Origin of the sequence: Flavivirga aquimarina, assembly GCF_030540835.1 — a bacterium.
Classification (GTDB): Bacteria; Bacteroidota; Bacteroidia; order Flavobacteriales; family Flavobacteriaceae; genus Flavivirga; species Flavivirga aquimarina.
In genome coordinates this window covers 38,664-56,967 of the sequence record NZ_JAUOEK010000118.1, presented here as the reverse complement: position 1 = coordinate 56,967, position 18,304 = coordinate 38,664, and the positions used below count along the sequence as shown (strand labels likewise).

General features: G+C 31.9%; 22 protein-coding genes. 6 read left to right on the top strand and 16 right to left on the bottom strand.

Translation table 11 applies throughout. The features are described 5' to 3' along the window. From Q4Q35_RS10740 to Q4Q35_RS10730, 3 genes are all read right to left on the bottom strand, one after another. Window positions 1–684: NHL repeat-containing protein (locus tag Q4Q35_RS10740; RefSeq protein ID WP_303277973.1), on the bottom strand; the 684-nt coding region annotated here is incomplete at its 3' end. A 144-nt stretch (window positions 685–828) separates the two neighbouring features. Then, window positions 829–1,941, bottom strand: coding sequence for a hypothetical protein (locus Q4Q35_RS10735; RefSeq protein WP_303277972.1), 1,113 nt, complete (start codon window positions 1,939–1,941; stop codon window positions 829–831). A gap of 1,319 nt (window positions 1,942–3,260) precedes the next feature. Continuing rightward, window positions 3,261–5,168 (bottom strand): NosD domain-containing protein, encoded by a 1,908-nt coding sequence (locus tag Q4Q35_RS10730; RefSeq protein ID WP_303277971.1) that lies wholly within the window; start codon window positions 5,166–5,168, stop codon window positions 3,261–3,263. A gap of 288 nt (window positions 5,169–5,456) precedes the next feature. Between Q4Q35_RS10730 and Q4Q35_RS22405 the strand changes: the two genes are divergently transcribed. Continuing rightward, window positions 5,457–5,567: a transposase gene (locus tag Q4Q35_RS22405; protein ID WP_367892739.1), complete on the top strand. Its 111-nt coding sequence runs from the start codon at window positions 5,457–5,459 to the stop codon at window positions 5,565–5,567. Here the strand turns inward: Q4Q35_RS22405 and Q4Q35_RS10725 are convergent. The 8 genes from Q4Q35_RS10725 to Q4Q35_RS10690 form a co-directional block, all read right to left on the bottom strand. Next, entirely contained in the window at window positions 5,564–5,722 is a 159-nt protein-coding gene (locus Q4Q35_RS10725) for a hypothetical protein (RefSeq protein WP_303277970.1), read from the bottom strand. The genes Q4Q35_RS22405 and Q4Q35_RS10725 overlap by 4 nt on opposite strands. 335 nt (window positions 5,723–6,057) lie before the next feature. Then, window positions 6,058–6,699: a class I SAM-dependent methyltransferase gene (locus Q4Q35_RS10720; protein ID WP_303277969.1), complete on the bottom strand. Its 642-nt coding sequence runs from the start codon at window positions 6,697–6,699 to the stop codon at window positions 6,058–6,060. A gap of 10 nt (window positions 6,700–6,709) precedes the next feature. Further along, window positions 6,710–7,582 (bottom strand): RNA polymerase sigma factor, encoded by an 873-nt coding sequence (locus Q4Q35_RS10715; protein ID WP_303277968.1) that lies wholly within the window; start codon window positions 7,580–7,582, stop codon window positions 6,710–6,712. Window positions 7,583–7,596: 14 nt separating this feature from the next. After that, the gene (locus Q4Q35_RS10710) at window positions 7,597–8,118 is read right to left on the bottom strand and encodes an SRPBCC family protein (RefSeq protein WP_303277967.1); all 522 of its coding nucleotides are present in this window, start codon (window positions 8,116–8,118) and stop codon (window positions 7,597–7,599) included. 402 nt (window positions 8,119–8,520) lie between these two features. Next, window positions 8,521–9,018 carry an SRPBCC family protein gene (locus Q4Q35_RS10705; RefSeq protein WP_303277966.1) on the bottom strand — a complete coding sequence of 166 codons (498 nt, stop codon included), beginning with the start codon at window positions 9,016–9,018 and terminating at the stop codon, window positions 8,521–8,523. A gap of 15 nt (window positions 9,019–9,033) precedes the next feature. Then, window positions 9,034–9,393 carry a nuclear transport factor 2 family protein gene (locus Q4Q35_RS10700; protein WP_303277965.1) on the bottom strand — a complete coding sequence of 120 codons (360 nt, stop codon included), beginning with the start codon at window positions 9,391–9,393 and terminating at the stop codon, window positions 9,034–9,036. Window positions 9,394–9,399: 6 nt separating this feature from the next. Next, window positions 9,400–9,780 carry a nuclear transport factor 2 family protein gene (locus Q4Q35_RS10695; RefSeq protein ID WP_303277964.1) on the bottom strand — a complete coding sequence of 127 codons (381 nt, stop codon included), beginning with the start codon at window positions 9,778–9,780 and terminating at the stop codon, window positions 9,400–9,402. 92 nt (window positions 9,781–9,872) lie between these two features. After that, entirely contained in the window at window positions 9,873–10,676 is an 804-nt protein-coding gene (locus tag Q4Q35_RS10690; RefSeq protein ID WP_303277963.1) for an RNA polymerase sigma factor, read from the bottom strand. Window positions 10,677–10,891: 215 nt separating this feature from the next. On the opposite strand from Q4Q35_RS10690, the gene Q4Q35_RS10685 reads away from it, so the two are divergent. From Q4Q35_RS10685 to Q4Q35_RS10670, 4 genes are read left to right on the top strand one after another with little or no spacing between them, the layout of a single operon-like run. Beyond that, a complete protein-coding gene (locus Q4Q35_RS10685) occupies window positions 10,892–11,557 on the top strand; it encodes a TetR/AcrR family transcriptional regulator (RefSeq protein WP_303277962.1) in 666 nt (221 codons plus the stop codon). After that, window positions 11,557–12,408, top strand: coding sequence for an ABC transporter ATP-binding protein (locus tag Q4Q35_RS10680; RefSeq protein ID WP_303277961.1), 852 nt, complete (start codon window positions 11,557–11,559; stop codon window positions 12,406–12,408). Before Q4Q35_RS10685 ends, Q4Q35_RS10680 begins: the two co-directional genes overlap by 1 nt. Further along, on the top strand, window positions 12,405–13,103 hold the full coding sequence (locus tag Q4Q35_RS10675) for a fluoroquinolone export ABC transporter permease subunit (RefSeq protein WP_303277960.1): 699 nt from the start codon (window positions 12,405–12,407) through the stop codon (window positions 13,101–13,103). The genes Q4Q35_RS10680 and Q4Q35_RS10675 overlap by 4 nt, the downstream gene beginning before the upstream one ends. Before the next feature lie 11 nt (window positions 13,104–13,114). Continuing rightward, on the top strand, window positions 13,115–13,825 hold the full coding sequence (locus Q4Q35_RS10670) for an Rv2686c family ABC transporter permease subunit (RefSeq protein ID WP_303277959.1): 711 nt from the start codon (window positions 13,115–13,117) through the stop codon (window positions 13,823–13,825). Window positions 13,826–13,852: 27 nt separating this feature from the next. On the opposite strand, the gene Q4Q35_RS10665 is transcribed toward Q4Q35_RS10670, so the two are convergent. From Q4Q35_RS10665 to Q4Q35_RS10650, 4 genes are all read right to left on the bottom strand, one after another. Continuing rightward, on the bottom strand, window positions 13,853–14,458 hold the full coding sequence (locus Q4Q35_RS10665) for a class I SAM-dependent methyltransferase (protein WP_303277958.1): 606 nt from the start codon (window positions 14,456–14,458) through the stop codon (window positions 13,853–13,855). 244 nt (window positions 14,459–14,702) lie between these two features. Beyond that, on the bottom strand, window positions 14,703–15,068 hold the full coding sequence (locus tag Q4Q35_RS10660; RefSeq protein ID WP_303277957.1) for a DUF4180 domain-containing protein: 366 nt from the start codon (window positions 15,066–15,068) through the stop codon (window positions 14,703–14,705). Between the two features lie 6 nt (window positions 15,069–15,074). Further along, a complete protein-coding gene (locus Q4Q35_RS10655; RefSeq protein ID WP_303277956.1) occupies window positions 15,075–15,563 on the bottom strand; it encodes a DUF2938 domain-containing protein in 489 nt (162 codons plus the stop codon). Window positions 15,564–15,677: 114 nt separating this feature from the next. Continuing rightward, window positions 15,678–16,535 (bottom strand): helix-turn-helix transcriptional regulator, encoded by an 858-nt coding sequence (locus Q4Q35_RS10650; RefSeq protein WP_303277955.1) that lies wholly within the window; start codon window positions 16,533–16,535, stop codon window positions 15,678–15,680. 682 nt (window positions 16,536–17,217) lie between these two features. Here Q4Q35_RS10650 and Q4Q35_RS10640 point away from each other — a divergent pair. Beyond that, the gene (locus Q4Q35_RS10640; protein WP_303277954.1) at window positions 17,218–17,517 is read left to right on the top strand and encodes an antibiotic biosynthesis monooxygenase family protein; all 300 of its coding nucleotides are present in this window, start codon (window positions 17,218–17,220) and stop codon (window positions 17,515–17,517) included. A gap of 179 nt (window positions 17,518–17,696) precedes the next feature. Here the strand turns inward: Q4Q35_RS10640 and Q4Q35_RS10635 are convergent, their stop codons facing one another. Continuing rightward, window positions 17,697–18,287 (bottom strand): RNA polymerase sigma factor, encoded by a 591-nt coding sequence (locus tag Q4Q35_RS10635; RefSeq protein ID WP_303277953.1) that lies wholly within the window; start codon window positions 18,285–18,287, stop codon window positions 17,697–17,699. Window positions 18,288–18,304: the final 17 nt, after the last annotated feature.

The window sequence follows — 18,304 nt, the reverse complement described above, 5'->3', positions numbered from 1 at the left end:
TCCAACTGGACCATCTAATCCTGTTACTACATCTTCTGCTGTTGGTATAGCTACATTAATGTCTATTTTAGAGATTTTGTTACCATCTAATTCAGCAATAAATAAATCATCTCCATTAAGTACCATTCCAGCAGGCTCGTTGAATCCACCAGTTACACCAACAGCTGTTATTGGAATTGCTTCAGTAATATCTATCTTAGAAATACTATTGCCAGAAAATTCACTAATATACAAATCATGTCCGTAGAGTACTATGTCGAAAGGCCTATTCAATCCATTTGATGCTACGACCTCTTTTGTTGTTGGTGTAGTTGTGTTAATATTTATTTTACAAATTAAACCTGCTTCATATTCAGTAAAATATAGATCGTCTCCATTAAGTACCATTCCAGCTGGAGCATCCAATCCTGTTATAATATCTTCTACAGTTGGCATAACTGCATTAATGTCTATTCTAGAAATTTTATTTCCAGTAGCTTCAGTAAAATATAAATCAGTTCCATTAAGCAATATTCTTATGGGACGACCCAAGTTTGTTACTACATCTGTTAGCATTGGTGTGGTTGCTGTAATGTCTATTTTAGAAATTTTGCCTCCGTCAGAATCGACAATGTACAGGTCATTTCCGTTAAGCACCATTCCATTTGGGTTATTAATTTTTACGACCTCTGTAGTTTGTGCCATAAGTTTAAAACAGCTTAAAAATATAACTGTGGTAAAAAAATAAATTCGTTTCATAATCATTTAGACGTTAAAGGGGTGTATTTTGTTTTATATTAGTCTTCGAAGTTTACAGCCTTGGTTGTAAACTTCGAAGCGTTTAGTTTTTTAATTGATAGGAATTATAATCTGCCTGAAACGATTGCTATTCTTTGGTTTGATAGCAAAATAAATCTGAGTGTGGTTTTCCAGATCAATATCAGAAGTATTATATCCAAGTATATTATAAGAATATTCATTCCATGAAGATACTACCCCATCTGGAGCTGGGATACTGGATTGCCATCCATTTTCATGAATATCATCAAAGGCATAATGTACTTCAAATTCTAACTGGCCTTCATTTTTATCCCGAGACCAACCAAGAATAAATTCATTATTAATATTATTATAAGTTCCTGTGAGTGTGCAAATTTGTTCGATGTTCTCATCATTTTCATCCCTGTAAAATTCAAATCGGTCAAAATAAAAAGCTGAAGAATTTGTAACAAAATCTCCCCAAATATAAAATCTGGTAAAAGCATCAAAATAATTGAAGCCTTGTTCGTTTGTTGGGTATTCCTTTACTCCTTGTTCTATATTACCGTTATCATCTCTATTATGAGTAGGATGAAAATCAATAATTACTTGTTGCCAGTTGCCACCAGCAGATTCAAGATTAAAATAATGATAATAATGTCCGCCTCCAGATTCTGCACTACTAGGATTTCCATTCCTAGCACGAAAATATGTGCCAAAGTGTAGGTTTGGTTGACCAGTGATCTTTCTTTCAATCCCTTCAGGTAATTTGATCCAAAACCGCAAACGATTATATGTGTTTTCTTTCCATTCTTGTCCTTCATCTATATGTTGTCTTGTCCAATGCCAGACATAATCAGTTTGCGAGTAATTATACATTTGCAGATATAATGGCCCCCTGGTCATTATAGCCTTTAACGATTTGTCGCCAGAAACCGAATAGCTAGATGATAACTCTGTTTTTCCTATACTTTTTGAACTATTAGGGTAAATATTAAAAAGATATTTATGTTGATCTTGTGGTTGATTAGGATTTATAATGATTACTCCATCTCTTTCAAAATCTGAAAGAATAATAGATTCTTTAATTTCTTGACCATTAGAATTATCTAGGATGTTTGAATTAAATCTATTAATCTCATTAGAGCTACAGGAAGTAAAAAATAATAATAACAAAAGTAAGAGTACATTGTAAGTATGCATGGTAATTGGTATTTTTGGGGTTAAACATTAATTATTTAATTCAAGTTTTTTAAAAATAGATTTTAAACTATTTCTTCCTTTTATAATGGTATGATGTTCTATTAATTAAAACTTATATACATTTTCTTTTATTAGCATCCATCATTTACATTAAAACATACTTTTTAGCTTTTATAAGCTTTTAGTGATTATATTTTTTGTTTTCTATCACAATAAACCAAAAGGTTTAACTATTTGGTTAACAAATATGCTAAAAAAACTAATAATGATAATTTTTTATTTTAAAAATTTTCTTAGGATAATCAATTTAAAGAATAGCTTTCCAGTTAATTATTGTATTGGAATTTGCTAACTAGATTAACTCACTTCATTAAGTATATTTTTAACGTAGTCCGTCCGTATTGAGAATTAAGTATTTCGTCATTTCATATTTCCACACCTATTGTAGCTAATCGCAAGTTCTATATTGTTCATTTTTACGTAATTTTTTTCAATAGTAATTCATTTACAAAAGCTGTTTTTTTTTCAAAATTACCTTTTATTCCCATGATGAAATAGGATAAAATTCAAAATAGATAGGATTTATATAAAATTGTTCCAGAACATAATCAGAGGTATGTCCTGTATGTGTTTTGAATAATCTGATGAAATGCAAAACATAATCATACCCTAATTGGTAAAATATAGAGATTATTACAAAAAAATAGATGAATTTCGAATTCTGGACACCAACGTATTTTCCTTTAAAGATTGACTTTTATTTGGATATATTTTTCAATATTTTATCTTAATAAATTAATTTTATCATGAAGTTCAAGAGGATTTTGAATATGCAACAATTACATAATTTTTAAGTCTTTGTTCTGCCTCGCATAAAATAGTTAATTGTTCATGTTTTAGAACTGCAGATTTAAAAAGTAAACAAAGTCCATTCTTACTTTTCTTATGTTTACGATTAGAACCTTTATAAACAGGAATATTTGCTTTTGATGCCCAAATATTGGAGCGTTCGTTCAAACTGATAGTAGAAGTTTGAAAACTATAACTGAAAAAAGTAAGTAGCGTAATTATTAGAATCCGCATAATTACTTCTTGCATAGATTGGTAATTTGACTCATAAGTTTTAAAATGATTTAATGGAAAGATAATTTTTATTTAGAATAAGCTTGCAGGTGACGTTTATTTGTAAGGATAGTTTCGAGTTAAGTAAATAACTTACAAAAATTGAACGAACCAGAAGGTTAGCTGAATAGTTTTTAGAGTATGTCTGAACCAAGCAGACACACTCAAAGGATTTAAATCTGGACAATTGCATTTTATCAATTACAGGTGTTTCCTGTATCTGTAATTTCGCTTGGGTTTAGCGAGCTATTATTAATACACACAAATCTATCAGCTCCGGTGGGCTCAAAAATAGTATTGTTCAAGAGCGATATGTTGGTGTGCGCCTCAAAAAGACGAATACCGTCAAAATCGGTAGGTCTCAACGTGTTTTCTGATATGGTTAAATTCGTAGAGTTTCCTATTTGTATTCCGGCTACCTCATTTTTGGTAAACGTAATTCCATTTACGTTCGAAAAACTTACTTTCTTGCCATTCTTAGCAATGTTTTCGGTTACGGTAAAAGAATAGCTAGCATGTTCAGGTTCATTATTGCTATGTGAAAAAGACATATTTAAATTGCCAGCCGCTATTTCATTCCCTTTAATCTCTACATTATCAACCCATGTATTACCGACACTTATTCCTGCATAGGAGACCGTAATTGTATTGTTGTAAACTTTTGAATTTTTAGCTTTTCCCATTTGAATACCGAGCGTTCCGCCCGAAATTACATTATCATGTACGTCAATATCATTAGAACTTAAAATGATTCCAGAACCATAATTTTTAATTGTATTGCCCGCAATTTCATTATTATAGACCGTCTCTCCATCACCCGTTGCAAATATGGCAAAGCCTTCTCCTGAATTTTTTGCAACAAATCTATTATTAATAATTTTAGTGCCATTGGTATATGTATAGGCTACTTGAGTTTCAAAGTCATTATCCTCTATAGTTACATTTTGTCCAATATGTACAGAAACGGACCCTCCTCTACTGCCCGTCTCCGTATTTCCTTTTATTATAATATCTGTTGCCTTTTCCTGCTCAATTAAGGTGCCACTTGCATCTCGTATTCTACCTGCTTCTATATTAATTGCATACCCTACCTCACCACCGTCTGCATTTGCATCAGGCTGAGCCGTATCTGTAAAAGTATTTCCTTCAATTAAAATATCACGCCCATCTGTCAATGCAATACTCATTCTTCTAATATTAGTAAACTCACAGTTTAATACTTTCAGATTTCTAGTAGGATTATAATCCGGATTGGTCGTAAAACCTATAGAACTAATGCTTAAGCCTCCTTTAGAGCCATCAATGAACTTAATTCCGTCTAGAGTAACATTCCTTCCTGATTGAATATAAAACAAATGACTGCCTTCTAAACCATTATCATTTGGAGAAAAATATCTTAGTGTTCTATCCCCGTGTAAAACACCTCCGGTTACGGTAATATTATCCTCATCACGTATAGAAAAAATAGCACCATTATCTAATTCTTTAGTACTTGAAGTTGCTGGTTGTATCCTTAAATGTGTATTATCGGTCATGACCAAATTAAAATCTGACGGAATATTTACCGCTTCTCTGTGCGGATAAAAATTGGTCTCTGGTGGTGTTGGTCTAGACCCTTCAAAATAAGCATCTATGGCATCTATTTTAAAAGTGGTTGCGCCTAATTCTTTAACCTTAAACATTGCCGATTGCAGTGCTTTATTATTAGCCCATGCTATATCAGATGATGTTTCACCTTCTACAATTCCCCATTGTTTTGGGTCAAAATGAAAAGTAGGGTCTTTTAGTTGTAGGCCAGTACCTGATACTAATAATGTTTCGTTTAATAATTCACCATCAATAACTCCATTCTCACCAAAAATTAGGGCTCCATTTATAATGACGCCACCATCAAAATCTAGGGTGACATTGGCAGGAAGGTTCACTGTTTTACCTTCTAAATCTAAACTACAGTTTATTGTTACCGTCGCATTTGGAGCTAAATTGTCTAATGTGAAATCACAGGGTATTTCCGCTTTACCTTCATCTATAGGTTCTTCATTATCTGAACTGCAAGACATCATTATGAGTAACGTAAATAGAAAGGTTTTTAAAATTATTTTCATACTATTCTTGATTTGGGATAAGTGTATTTTTTAATTTTCCTTGAAAAACCACCTGCATAGCAGGTGGTCATGTTCTTAAGGCTATGCCTATATTTGTATTATGAGCAAATATAAGAAACTTAGTCATGTTGTCTATAAATATGATTATCATACAGTTTGGGTTCCAAAATATAGGTTACGAATATTGAAAGGACAATAAAAGATTTGTTAGATCGTGATATTCGTATGTTGTGTGAATGGAAAAATTGTGAAGTCCAAGAGTAAAATGTACAGGAGGATCATATCCATTTGTTGGTTTCAATCCCCCCGAAAGTTTCTATTTCAAAGTTAATGAGAATACTTAAAGGGAAAATAACCATAAAGCTTTTTAAGAGTTATCCAAACCTAAATATACTCTAATTTTTGAGTGACCAACGTCTTACCATTTTGTTCTCGATAGCTGTTCTCCATTTCATATCTTTTACGGGCCAATTACTCTCATAAAGCTCCATTGTAATCACTTTGTTTTCTTTGACTTTAATTACGCGCTCTTTTATTTTTGAACCATTCTTCATGATGCACGCTCTACTTGCCCCATTCCACTTTTATTATTAGAGATGCATTGCGTTTTTTCTATCTGCGGATTTGTATTCTGCTACAGTTTCGATATTATTTAATGTTTCCCAAACTTGACTTGGACTATTGTTAATTTCAATTTGGTGACTTAAGACAATTGTTTTATCCGATTTAATTTGAAATACAATTAAAATCAACACGATTACTCCGGTTATATTACTTGAAATCATTTTAAAAGCAAGGTTAAGCCGGATTGAATAGGATGTATGCAATTATTTATTATATAGTCAAACGAACGAACAGAGTTTAAATGCACAGCTTTATGTGTAACTTTTCATGCTTTTTTGGCTACCATATAATAACTAGAAGCTCCTTTGTATATCATTTCAGTGTCAACAGTTTGGAAATTTCCATTTGCCAATAAATCATCTAATTCACCACTTTTAAGTCTTCTTATAGGAATGGGAATTATTCCCATTTTACAGAATATCTGAACAAGCCGAATCTGAATGTTCACTAAAAATGACATTTTATCTCGCAAGCAAGGTGTTATAGAAATAAATAACCCTTCAGGCTTTAATAATTCATGTATTCTTTGCGTAACATTCTGGGGATCGGTTACTGTGTGTAGCATGTTGAAAGTTAAAATTATATCAAACATTTCTTTTCTGTATCTTTTATCAAAAATATCTGTTTGTACGAAATTTACATTTTCAACCTTACTAAGAACTGCTTTTTCTTTTGATATTTCAATCATTTTAGATGAGATATCAATAGCTTGAATCTGTTTAACCAGATGAGCAAGTTCACAGGATGTAGTTCCAGTTCCACATCCATAATCCAAAATAACATCACTGCTCTTGAGGTACTTTTTAGTGTTCTGCCTAGATTTACTGTGGATATATTCAAAACGCTCTTCGGTTTTATCATAATTTTTGGAGGCCCTATCCCAGAATTCTTTTGATTTATTCATCATATCATCTTTATTATTTAAAATTAAGGACTTCCCTTACATTTTTTGAATTAATTATATTTTCAAATAGATTGATTTTATTAGATTCTGAAAAAGGCATTTCCTTTTGTAACTCCGAATATTTATTGTTGTAAAAATCACCAAATCGCTCAGATTTATGGGTAATTACAGTGCCAATTGATTTTTCATTTTTTATATTGAATCTTAAATTTTCAGGGTCGATAAATCCATTTTGGATACTAAAGTTTGTTTTTTTTCTACATCTACATGGATTATTTTTATTAATCAAACCACATTGCCCATCCATAAAACTATAAAGATCTTTTCTTGCTCTTGAAATCCGTTTTCTATAAGTAGATGGCGTAATATCCAATAATTCCGATGATACTAGATGGTCGGCTCCAAAAATATCTCCAAGAATATACGCAATACGCTGTTCTCGAGTAAGACAAAGCAACATAGCCGACATACATCTAAATTGCCCCTCCTTAATAGAATCTTCTAACAACATTTGATCTTCCATTGTCAATTCTAAATCAGGTATAGCTTCTAGAGTGTTACCGTATTGTTCAAAATCTGTAATCCAGCCTTCCATTTTACTTTTTTTCGTATTTAAAAAATGATTAAAAGTGATGCGATATAGCCAGGTTCGAAAAGAACTATTTTTTTTAAATTTAGAAAGATTCGTTATTACCTTAATGAATACCTCTTGAGTAATGTCAGCAGCATCATCAGGATCTCCCGACATTTTCCAGGCTATATTGTAGATGTATTTTTGATGTCTTTTTATTAAGCTTTCAAGCGCCTTTTTACTCCCATTTAAGGAGTCGTTAATTAATTTTATATCTAGCTTTTTATCGTATGTATTATCAAAAATTGTATTCATATTTCGCATACCTATTAATATTGGTAATTTTTCTTTATTTTTTTAAAATTTCCGATGCTAGCGTTTATTTTCTCTCCTGATTTTTCGTAGTGTTCTAATCCAATAAACATATCCCTAAATATTTTTATAAACTGCCTTTTTGCTAAAAATCCGATAAATGCAGGTTTCGTTCTATACTCCATATGTGTTTTAATTTTGGTAGTGCTTGTATTTATTGGAGTTAAAGTAAATTGGACAAAGGATAATTCTTTATCTATTGGTTCAGACGATTCTTTAAATTTTACCCTATAGGTATGGTTCTTTTTGTCAACAAAATCTAGTCTTTCTACTAAATATTTTTTCCCGTTTGAACTTAGGGTACAATGGCGTTCACAACCTGCCACTTCTCTTAATTCATTGGCATACCTTGAAAAATAAAGCGTTGGAGTGTAATTGGCTACATTTCCAAAATTGGTAACCATAATGTTCCATAAACTATCTGTTGAGGCGTTAATGGTTTTGGTTAAGTCGATTACTTGCATTTTTTTTAAATTCATATTTAGTTTTTTTAGTGACTGTCTATTAGTTAGACAATGGAAATCTAAATGTGTGACTAGTATTGAATTTTAAACCCCTATTTATTCTTGTGTTCAATGAAGGTTAAAGGTTTGTGTCTGAAAAGTAACGAATATTGAAACGTTAATCTTTTTCTGGTATTTACAATTGTTCTGCTTGCTGCTAACGAGGGATATAACACAATATAAAGGTTAATATATGAGTTACAGCAGATTAAAACATACTTGCTTTTCGGGTAACGGTAACAATACATGAAAGCAAAAAACGGTTCGAGTATAATATCGAACCGTTTTTTGCTTTCATGTATTGTTAGGCGTAGATTTATTAAAGAAAAAATTAATAGTAACGAATAATCATGATTTTGAATTTTCCATTAGACTGATTTACCTAAGGTTCTGTTGAAATGATTTTTCTACAAGGGTTTTTAATTTTTGCAAATTCTCATTATTCCCTTTTGCCTGTGTTTTTTTAAACATAGGGTGAACCAGCCAGCCTAAAACCCCATTAACCTGTTGATAAAATGACCATCTTAAAAGTGTTTTCTTGTCTGTAATGGATGAAATTTCAATTATGAAACTGGCTTGTTTTAGAAATTTTTTAAAACCAACCGTATCTTCATAAATGTGGTATCCAATTTTAGAACCTTCCTCATGAACAATTCTTCGTTCCATAAAATATCCTGATTTTTTTCCAAAGATTACATCAACCTTCCGTACTGAGTTTAAGGATTCCTTCACTTGGCTCTCTTTTAATTGTATTTCAACAGATGGCACAAAATCTGACCAATTTTCCATTTCTTTAGAATTATCTATAAATGGCCATACAACAGCCTTTGGGGCATCTATTTCAACTGAGTTTGTGAATTGATATTTTCCCTTCATAGCATTATCCATAGTTTATTTATTATCTGGAAATAATGCGGTATCAAAAAAGAATCGCTGGCGTATTATTTTTTCATTTTCTATATCAAAGACTTCACAACACGGAATCTCGGCTTGCACTGGGGCTATCATCTTTAGTATTGAGATATGAGTCACAGAAGAATCATATCCAATCAGGTCTTGAGTTACTACGGCAAATTCCATCTGCATTTTACTCAATTCTCCAAAATATTCTTCAGGGCTTTTAGTTGAAAACATTGGCCCTGTATATTCGTGATTATGTGCCAAATAGCTGCTCGCTTTTTCTATGTTACCACTGTTTATCGCGTTAAAAAATGCTTGAACAGTTTCTAATGATTTATTTGTTTGTGTCATGTCCTCTTATTTTTTCATTTTCTCCATAAAATTGGCAAACGCCATGGAGTCGAAATACAGCTCAAAAGAATTTACTTTTCCATTTTTTACGTGCACTATTTCGCAAGTATCTAAATCGAGTATGGCCATATCTGGATGCCCTATCTGATAATTTGTTAGCACACAAGCCCAATCATCTTGAACAATCATGTTTCTAACTTTACCCTCATATACATTTTGAAGAAATTCATTGGTTTGTTGAATAAACTCATCCTTCCCTTTTACAAGTGGAATCGCAGAACCGCTCATAGTAATTTCATCGGTAATTAATTCTTCCCATCCTTTTTTTGCATACATCGCCTCAAAATAATTTTCAAGAATTTGCTTTGTTTTTTCTGTCTTACTCATTTTAATAAAATTTTAAATATTAATGTTAACTCACTTCTTGTGAGCCTCTATTATATTAGACAGATGGGAAAGAAATTTTGAACGAGGCTTATTTAAACCAACTTCTGTTTTTTGTTTTTATCCAGAGTTATCCAGTGGTTGATATTGTTTAGGAAGTATTGATGTAGACCTGTAGAAGCCCCGAAAACGGGGTCAATTGATTTGACTATTTCAAGTCGTAATTCTAACATTTTGTCGTTATTAATGTCTTTTTCTTGCTCAAGCTTCAATTTGTTTAATTCTATTTGAATTTCTTGCTCGGGATTTAGAAGCCCTTTAAGAGAGGTGCATTGAGTGCAAATACCATTTTTATTTATCAAAGAACAACGTTCTTTAAAAATTCTCTTCATATTATTTCTGGCATTTGTAATACCATGTTTCACTTTTCCAGAACTTAATTCTGTAATGGTTCCTATTTCTTTTTGAGTAAAGCCATACACATCTTTTAAAAGTAAGCAGATTTGTTGCTCAAGCTCTAATGTTCTTCCAATACAGGAAAAACAATAGTCAATTTGCTCTTTTATTTCAAAATTCGCATCTGGTGTGGCATGAAATTCCTGCTCTAACTGCTTAAAATAGGAAGGGTTCTCCATGTGAAGATTCGCACAGGTGTCCATTACATTTTCTTTCCATCTATTTACCTTATTTAAATAATTTTTAGATGTATTAATGGCAATGGTAAAAACCCAAGTTTTAAAACTAGACTCTTTTCTAAATGTATCAATGTTTTTAACAACTTTAATATATGTTTCCTGTACTATGTCTTCGGCATCTTCCACTACGCCAACCATTCTGTAAAGAAAGGTGGTGAGTTCTTTTCTTAAGTTTTCAAAGGATTCTGTATATTTTTTGTTCATTTTGGGTATCTGTTTGCACCTAGTTATTGATAGTTTGTTTTGTGATTCACTAAAATATGAAAAAAAAGATATTATAAATGATTAAGAGTTAAGAGCATTGTTAATTGCTTATTATCAATTCTTAAGGTCTTATTTTTTATTTCTTCATAGAAATGACTTGTCAGTCACAAATTAATCTTATACATTTGTGACTGTATGGTCACAATAATACATCTATGCCCAAAGAAACATTTTTAAAATTAAATGAAGCCAAAAGAAAGCAGATTACAGATGCTTTTTTGAAAGAGTGCGCAGTCAAAACCTATGACGAAGCTTCTGTCAGTGTTGTGGTGAAAAAACTCGGCATTGCCAAAGGCAGTATTTATCAGTATTTTGATAATAAACTGGATCTATTCCTCTATCTCATTGGTGAATGTTCTGCAGTAAAGATGCCTTATGTTGAATCAATAAAACGAGAAGACTATTCTGATTTTTGGAGCTATTTTAGAGATTTATTTCTTTGTGGCTATCGGTTTGATAAGGAGAATCCTTTGCAGAGCCATTTTCTACATAGTTTGCTAGAAAACTTGAACTCGCCATCCATCAAACATTTGTTTAAGGATATGATGAAACAAACCGTTTCAGCCTTTGAAGGGATAGTTGAAAATGAAATTGAATTAGGACTTTTCAAAAACAATATGCCTATAAAAACTATGGGATTCTTGCTATATAAAGTTGGCGTTAGCATACAAGAAGAGCTACTTTTTGAAGGCGCTATAAATCCGCTCAAAAGCATTGAGAGCAATAGTCCTATTTATGAAGGTAAAAAAGAATTGTTGATGCAAAAAGTCGATGATTATATAGCTCTTGTAAAACCATCATTTAATAAAAAACAGCTATAATGATACAAGTAGAGAATTTGGTGTTTACATACCCAAGGAATGATTCACCAACGCTTAAAGGGTTAAGTTTTAGCGTTGATAAAGGTGAAGTTTTTGGTTTTCTTGGTCCTTCGGGTGCTGGGAAAAGTACAGCTCAAAAAGTACTTTATAAGATTTTAACGGGATATAAAGGAATCATAAAGATTAATGATAAGGATTTATCGGAATGGGGAAGTAATTACCTCGAAAAGATTGGTGTGGGGTTTGAATTGCCGAACCACTACTTAAAGCTTACAGGAAAAGAGAATCTAGACTTGTTCGCCTCTTTTTACCAAACAAAACGAAACAAAAGTGTACAGGAACTTTTTGACATGGTTGGCCTGAGCGATGCGATTGATAAACCTGTTGAAGCTTATTCAAAAGGAATGAAAATGCGCTTAAATTTCATTAGAGCCATTCAGCACAATCCTGATATTTTGTTTTTTGATGAACCCACCTCTGGTCTTGATCCTGTAAACGCACATAAAATAAAACAGCATATACTGGATTTAAAATCGGAAGGCAAGACCATATTTGTTACTACCCATAGCATGGAAGCTGCCGATGATATTTGCGACCGTGTTGCTCTTATCGTTGACGGTACGCTGCAAATTGTAGATTCTCCAAAGAAATTAAAAAAACAGTTTGGTAAGGAACTTCTTAATGTAGAATTAAATAGCGGTGAACAAATGGAATTTCCATTAAAAAAAATAGGGGATAATGAAGCATTTCTAACGTTTATTAAAAGTGATGATGTTAAAAGTATTCACACACAGGAAGCTACACTAGAAGAGGTCTTTATTAGCGTAACAGGCAAATCGTTAAAGCAATGAAGAGGTTTATCACGCAATTAAAATGGGAGTTTATTCTCTTACAAAAGAATAGCATTATAGCTATTAGTTTTGGAGTTACGTTTTTATATGGCATTCTGTTGTATTTTTTTAGAGATTCTGATGCAATAGATCCTTTATTGGTTTCTTTGATCCTGAACGACCCATCGGTAATCGGATACTTTTTTATAGCCTTAGCCATTTACACCGAGATGAAACATGATATATTAGCAGCCATATTTACCACTCCCATTAATATACATACTTTTCTCTTATCCAAGACTATTTCGCTTTCAATCGTTGGTGTTATTTGTTCTTTAGGCTTAATTATTCCGCTTAAAGGGCTAGATTTTGGTATTCTTTCATTTACTGTAGGAGCAACCTCAATATGCGTACTGTCTACTTTGTTAGGTCTTTATATGCTCACTTTTGCGAATGAGTTTCTAAAATTTGCCATGCTTTCTTTTCCAGTATTCATAGTTTTTGTCAATATTCCACTTCTGGAGTTTCTCGATGTGATTGACCTAGGCTTTTTTGCCTATTTATTTCCTATTCAAGGGAGCTTAGATTTATTAAGTACATCCATTCAAGAAACCCAAATAAATTATTGGTTGGTTTATACTTCTATTCTTGTCGCTATTCCATTATTCTATTGGTTGGCTTACCGAAGGTTTAGCACTAAGGTTATTCATAAATAAAATTTATAAGGATGAAAAAAATAATAAACCTTGCGATAACGGATTTTAAAATAGTATTTAGGGATCCATCGTTAAAATCTTTCTTCTTTCTACCCATAGTGCTTTTTGTATTGATAATATGGGGAGTTCCTTTTTTGGTAGAAAAATATGATTTCTTGCAACCCTATATCCCCCTATTTTTAATAATTGCGGTAATTGAGAATACTCAATTGTATTGTTTTGTTAGTTCAATGGTTTTAATTGATGAGAAAGAAACTGATGTTGCAAAAGTATATGGTGTTATACCTTTTTCAAAAACAGAGTACCTTATTTCTCGTTTTTTGATTCCGTTTTTCTTTACCGTATTGTTAAATGTGATATTGTTATTCGTGCAGCCTTTTTATGAAATTGGTATTTTGGTGAATATTCTTGTTTCATTATTAGCCGCTGCTGTGGTACCGCTTTATGCCATGGCAATAAACTCAATTGTACAAAATAGGATGCAGGGCATGGTATATATAAAAGCATTCAATATGTTAGTGTTGATTCCTGTAGCAGCCTTTTTTGTTCCTGAGAGTATTAAACATGTTTTTGGAATATTGCCTACTCATTGGATTTTTCAAAGTATTGACAATCTAGCAAATGGCTGTGAAACTGGATTCATGTTGGGAATTGGCTTTTTACTCTACGCCATCTTAATTTGGATGGTATCCAAGGTGTTTGTACGAAGGCACTTCATTTAACTATGAGCATGCTAATCTTAAAATATATCAGTTCGTTTCAATATTCCTTTTTACAATGATGCTTACGTGTTTAGAAGGGTATTGATCCAATTCCAAATGTTTGCATTCACAACTAGAATTCGATATTATATGAAGAATTTCTGTTATTCCAACGGATCCGTAACAAAATTTTTCGTTGTGCCAAGTGTCAATATGTTCGTCAATTGTATCGCCAAAAGTGAATAACAAAATTCCATTTGGTTTGAGCAAGTTGCAAAGTTTTTCAACCACTGGTTTATGGCTTTTAATGGGCAAATGAAAGATACTATCCCAAGCCACAATTAGGTCAAATTTCTCATTTGTTTCCCATTCGACTATGTCTGCTTGTTCAAAATTAACATTCGAATGCTGAGCTTTTGCGAGTTCAAGCATTTTATGGGAAATGTCAATTCCCTTTATAGTAAATTTGGCTTCTAAAATTTTGTTTATTATTCTGCCTCCGCTGCCGCACCCAACATCAAGGGCATTGTCTTTTGATGAACAAAACTGAATAGCTTTTTCGACCATCGAGAGTCCGTACTCGGATTGTAGCATTTCGTCATTCCATTTTTTCGCAATGTTATCGTAGCTTTTTGCAAGGTCTATATTGTTCATTTTTTAGTAATATATTTTTTTGTCTCCTCCTGAAATATAGCTACAGGTCAAATTGATGTACTTTCTTTTGTATCGGTTTATGTGCCATCAAAACCTAAGATAAGCGTTTTATATTTCATTCGGGTTTAGGTTTTTTTTAACGGTTTATGTATGAAATGCAAGGCAGAAAGAAAAATGAACTCTTTGGTTCAGAAATTATCAATTACGTTTATAGCTTTGTATAATTACTTGGTTGCTGTAGCTGTCAACTTTTTGAAGTCAGTTTTTCAATTCCCTCTTCTACAGAACCAACAAAATTTACTTGTCCGAGCTTATTGCTTTCAAAAATAAAATCCTTTAGGCTCTTACTTTTTATATTATTAAAATCTCCAACTATGGCAATTTTAGAATCGTAAGTCGAAAATTTCTGTAAAATTTCACCTGCTACTTTTGTTTTTAATTCAAAGAAATCGGGTGTCAAATTCTCTTTAGCTACGATTATGTTTTCAGCTCCTTTATATAGACAGTTCATTAATATCTCTATAGCATCTTGAGCATTCCTTATCTCAACTTGGTCGGATGACAGTTTAGCTATTTGAACCCCTTCGTTTTCAATAATTTCTATATTCATATTGATTTAATTTTTGAATGTGTACTTTATAAGTATCGTACAAAGATATAAACCGATGCCATAAATAAAATGCGCCATAAAGCTTTTTAGGCGCAAAGTATCTGGATTTGGCAGGTTTGAGCAAGCTGCCCCAAAGCCAAAAGCTGGTTGCATGATAAAAAAAGGAGCTACAATGGTGGCTAATCCAATTACCAATGCTGGAAATAAAGTTGGCTTATCAAACCATGCTTTGCCATAAATAGCAAACATTAAAAAAGCAAAGGTTATTCCAATAGCGTAATGTGATATCCAACCTAGTAATAGTTCATTTTTTATGGGTGTGGCATTCATAATTTTGTCATGGTAAAATTGCCCGTTGAACATATGACCAACCCATCTTCCCACAAAAGCATAGTTGAGTGATTTTATTTGGAATAAACTAAGGATATAACCCCAAACATCCATAGCCAAGGTTGCTCCAACCCCCGTAAGAATTACTTTAAACAATATATTCATGTTAATTTGTTTTTTTGAGCTATTGCAATTCATTTGCAAAAGCTATTTTGAATTGTTCAAAATTAGCTTCTATCCCCATTATGGAGATAGAATAAAATTCAAAATAGATGGGATTTATTTAAATTTGTTCCGAAACATATCGGGAGTATATCCTGTATGTGTTTTAAATAATCTGATGAAATGCGAAACATCATCATATCCTAAATGAAAAGCTATTTGATTAACTTGATTTGAAGTGGCAAGGAGATTCCGTTTTGCTTCTAATATGATATGTTCTTTAATCATTTCTGAGCAAGTAACGCCTAAAGAAGTTTTGCTAATGGTGTTCAATTGGTACTGCGACAAATTCATCATATCGGCATATTGAACCACTTTTTTCTTGGTGTAAATATGTTCTGCTAAAAGCTCCATGAATTCCTCAAGGCGCTCTTGCATATAGGGCGTTCCGTTAGTTGATAGTGCATTGGATCGATGACGAACCAGTTGAGTCAATAAAATAATCATATTAGCCTTTATGGCCTCTTGATATCCTTCTTCTTTCAACATGTACTCCTTAAAAATATAATCCAATAACGGATACAACTTATTAAAGCTGTCGGCTTCTAATTGATAAAAATTTTGACTACTAGCCCTCTGTAAAAAAAGTTTTTCAGATTTGTTCTGAGTTGCATATAAATCAGTACTAAAGTTGATTAAATAGCCCTTGCTTTTTGAGTCTAACTGAAGTTGATGTACTTGACCAGGTCGCAAGAAAAACAATGAATAATTGGCTATATCAAAAGATTTGAAGTCTATATTATGCTTACCTTTTCCCCTTTGTAATGCTAACATAAAGTAGTAAGCGTGCCTATGAAGTGATTCTATAAGTGGTTTTCCATTGAGGATATCCGCAAGGCTTTTTATCCAAAAATTTTCAGAAAAATTGGATCCTGAATAGGGAGGTTTTATTTTTCTTATAGGGATTTTTTTCATTTCAACTTTAAACTCTTAAAGTAATTGTCTCAATTTAAATTAAAAATTGAAGGTACAAAAAATCTTTTTGCAGTATATATTTATATTAATCGCAAAAACAGTAGAATTATTACAAAAAACATAGATTTTTCAATCTTTGATAATTTAAGTCGCTCTTTTTTATTCTTACCATCAGCAATGTGATAAATTCACCTCGCTTTAATCTAAAAAAAACATCCGTTCTTATTTTTGAAACTTCATGTTCTCAAGTTGAAATACAAGTGCCAAAATTTAGATTATGACCACGGTTTACACTTGTGGTTTAGATTTGATATTTTTTCTTAATTCATTCCTCTTTTATATAGAGTGTATCAGCTAATTTAAAATGACATCTGCAATGGTTAGTTTTCTTGTAATTTGGAGCCAAGCTTCTAAGGATAATTGGGGGCTATAAATGTAGTCCGTTTGGCCATGTTTGTCTTCTTTTATTTCAATAGAATAGTTTCTCTTTTTAATGTCCAGTACTCTTTGATAGATATATACTTCGGTTATTTTTAAAAATTAAACATTTCATCATTTATTAAATCAAAGATTTAAGTGTTAATTGTTTTTTTACTCATCTAAAAGTATCCTAAATTGGGGTCAAAATATTAAAAGGTGTAGTTTTGTTTGTATTATAATGCATCCTAATAATACCTAATTAATGATGATACGAGTAATTTATATATGGCATGTCGAGCCAGAAAAGATTGAACTTTTTATTGAAACCTGGAAGGCTACGACAAATGAAATTCATAAAAATGTACGTGGGGCTAGAGGTAGTTTTATGTTGCGAAATATTCAAAACAGTAAGGAAATAAAAACTATAGCAAGGTGGGATTCTTTTGAAGATTGGAGAGTTTTTTGGCTTAATAAAAATCGCACCCATATGCAATCGATGCATGAACTTGGAAAGCGAATATCAGTTGAAGCATACGATGAAATTGATGATTATACGAAGTAACATATGAATTAAGATGAGTTCATTATTAAAAATCATATCAGACCGTAAAAATTGCAAAAAAGAAGTTTTGAGAAATTAGGAGTTTTTTGGTAATTAATACAACGTAGTATTGTCTCTTGAGGAATTGGGCAGTACCTAAACTAAAAAAGGTGTCAAGTTGTAATGGATATTATATCATCTTATTGGGGCTGGTCGAGGTTTTTAACCGGTTTAACTAACCTTAAAAAAAATAGTGTAAGTTTATCTTTTTCAAAACCTTTGCGTATTTTCTTATATGCTATCCCCATTTGAGCTTCAACTGTTTTTATAGAAATATTCATGATTTCTGCAATTTCTTTATATTTAAAGCCCTGCATCTTGTTCATTATTATAATCTCTTTACACTTTGGAGGTAAAGATTCTATAATATGGTTCATTTTTTCTATGCGTTTCTCTAATTGTTCAGTATCTCCATTTATCCTATCTCGTAAAGCTCTTTCGTAAACTTGATCTAATAATTTATTCTGGCGTTTATTTTTATTAACACTATCAATAAATCTATTATAAGCTATAGCATATAAATAGTTTTTTGGAGACTTTAGTTCGTCTAATTTATTTCTATCATTCCACAAATCAATAAAAGCCTGTTGTACAATATCTTCCGAACTCATTTTATCATGAGTATACATAGCTATATAAGCGACTAATCTATCATAATATAGATTAAATAGATATCTAAATGCACTTTCTTCTCCAGCTCTAAATCTTTTAATAACTTCTAACTCATTCATAAGGAAATCTTATAAAT